Genomic DNA, 1673 nt, shown 5'->3' with positions numbered 1-1673 from the left:
GGCACTGCCTGACCCGCGGCACCGCCTACAACGAAGAAACCCACGTCAGCAACCGCCAACGCGCACTCGCCGCCTGAGGTTGACAGAAGGTGTCTGATCCGCCCACCTGCGGTGCTGTTCCAGCCGGGAATCGCTGGCCCCGCTCTGCTCCGCGTCGGCTGAGGGCGGTGCAACAGCAATGGCACACAGGGCGCCGAAAACCTTCCCCCACACCCTCATCCCGCACAATGCACTCGACACCGCCGTAGCCGCGGACCACCGCGACACCTACGCGCGACGATTCACCGCGCTGGGCGATCCGCTCGCCGATGCCGTAGTCGAGATGGCCCGTCGGCGCCCAGCCGGTGAAGGCCGGGCATTGTTCGAGCGGGCGCTAACTGAGGGAATCGACACCGTCAGCGACCCGCCGCCGGAGTTGACGGCATTCTTTCGAGGAGTCGAGACGCCGTATTGGGCCGACGCCGACCAACTCGACCTGGCTGCTCGAGTCATCGGTCGGACCGGTCCGCTCGGACTCGCAGCACTGAGCACGGGGGCGTTGCTGGGCGGATATCTCGCCCATCGAGTCACCAAACCCCTCGTCATCACCGGAGATCTGGAACGCATGGCGGCCCGCAGGATCGCCGAGACCACCCACTGGTTCGTGCAGGTGACACGGCCGGGCGCGCTGAAGCCGTACGCTGCCGGGTGGACGGCTACCCTGCGAGTGCGACTGATGCATGCCCTGGTGCGTGCAGGCATGGCGCGGCGACCCGACTGGGACCGGCAGGCATGGGACCACCCCATCAACCAATCCCAGATGGCCGGCACAACCACCTTGTTCGCCCTCGCCATCCTCTCGGGATCCGAAGCTCTCGGCGCACGCTTCACCCCCCAGGAGAAAGCGGCCGTCTACCACCACTGGCGCGTGGTCGGCCATCTGCTGGGCGTCGACGCAGAGATACTGCCGACGGACGAGCGGGACGCCGCGCGCCTGATGTCGCTGCAGGCTGCCTACGAGTTCGGCACCCCGGATACGGACAGCCAACGGCTGGCGCAGGCATTGCTGCAAGCGATCGGGCCGCTGATCATCGGAGACGACGATGATCTGCCGCACCGCATCGGCCGCACCGCAGCCACCGCCATACTGTGCGCGTACGCCCGCCGGATCCTGGGCGGCGAGAATGCCGACTTCCTCGCCCTGCCCGACAACCAGCCGATGCAGCGCATCTTGGCTGGTGCCGCCACGGTGATCCGGGGTGCGGAGATCGTGCGCTGTGTTCTGCCGGGCGCGACCCGCCTCAGCGAGGAAGCCGGACGACGCAGCTGGGGCGCTGCCGCTGAGCGAATGATGCAACAGCACAAAGGCAACGCGCGCTACGACCGCCACGATCGCTACGCCGCCGACACACCCACACCGCGCTCGCGGACGCACGCACCGACGCAACGACCTGCCACGAAAACGGCTCTTCCACAACGGCTTGCGACCAGCGACGTCGATTCAGCAATCCTGCTCGGTCACCCACACCCATGACCACCAGTCCTGCTCCGGTCGTCACGATCGGCGACCTCTTCCCCCATCCCTGGAGAATCCCAATGAGACACCTTCTGTCAACCTCAGGCGGCGAGTGCGCGTTGGCGGTTGCTGACGTGGGTTTCTTCGTTGTAGGCGGTGCCGCGGGTCAGGCAGTGCC

At 67.2% G+C, this 1673-nt stretch carries 1 protein-coding gene; it reads left to right on the top strand.

Annotation, left to right across the window (positions count from 1 at the left end; genetic code table 11):
• The first annotated feature begins 178 nt into the window (after positions 1-178).
• Positions 179-1513, top strand: coding sequence for an oxygenase MpaB family protein (locus ACWEO7_RS39390; RefSeq protein ID WP_452430927.1), 1335 nt, complete (start codon positions 179-181; stop codon positions 1511-1513).
• The last annotated feature ends 160 nt before the right edge of the window (positions 1514-1673 follow it).

Source organism: Nocardia sp. NPDC004260 (assembly GCF_053603155.1).
This window is presented reverse-complemented; position numbering and strand designations above follow the sequence as displayed.

Coding starts and splice junctions, on each gene's coding strand:
- ACWEO7_RS39390 (WP_452430927.1), top strand. CDS start 179: ATGGCACACAGGGCGCCGAAAACCTTCCCCCACACCCTCATCCCGCAC.